This is a genomic window from Vibrio sp. 1-1(7) (genome assembly GCF_013048485.1).
Lineage (GTDB): Bacteria > Pseudomonadota > Gammaproteobacteria > Enterobacterales > Vibrionaceae > Vibrio > Vibrio fujianensis.
The window spans coordinates 1-703 of sequence record NZ_VHSP01000033.1; the positions used below are offsets into that span (position 1 = coordinate 1).

The following is a 703-nucleotide window of genomic DNA, read 5'->3' on the forward strand; positions in this document are numbered from 1 at the left end:
TCATGCAACTTATGCTCGCCTTGTGCATAAGCATCTCGCTCAATGATGAGCGCTTTAGCGTTATCACACAGCACCTGCTCGGGTACGCCACCGAAATACTCAAACGCTTCTTTTAAACCTTGTTGCCATGCATGCGCACGCTCGTTATCAAAGAACTTGACGAAAGTGGCGCGCGAATAACCTAAGGTTGCGACAAAAGCTTTGAGCGGCCGTTTACCGCGCCGAATGGTGGTAAAGTCGATTTGCATTTGCTGTCCTGGCAGGGTTTCAAAACGGACAACCGGCTCAGGAGTGGAACAAAGTTTAAACTGACACACAAAGCGACGGAGCTGAGCAATACCGCCTTGATAGCCGAGTTGAACCACCTCATCAAATAAGACGGTGGCAGGTATCCAATCAGGTTGGGCCTGCTCAATTCGTTGAACGAGATAGGGTTTAAAGGGCTCTAGTTTTGTCACGGGTTTTGCTCGTTGCGCGTAAGCGGGCATCTGATGCTGCTGCAAATGATGTTTTACGGTGTTACGAGAGATGCCTAATTGACGGGCAATGTTACGAATGCTTTGGCCTTGCGCAAAGCGAACATGAATATCCACAAATGTCTCCTTGGTTAACATAAATCACCCGTATAAAAAATAAACGGATGATACCAAGTGGATCAGTTTTCGATGATCGTTAGTGGATCAGTTTTGCATGATCGGTGACA

The 703-nt window shown here is 47.2% G+C and carries 1 protein-coding gene; it reads right to left on the reverse strand.

Going from position 1 to position 703, the window contains the following annotated elements; all coding sequences use genetic code 11:
• Nucleotides 1-593: IS21 family transposase (gene istA / locus FKN05_RS16520; RefSeq protein ID WP_212752323.1), on the reverse strand; the 593-nt coding region annotated here is incomplete at its 3' end.
• Between the last annotated feature and the right edge of the window lie 110 nt (nt 594-703).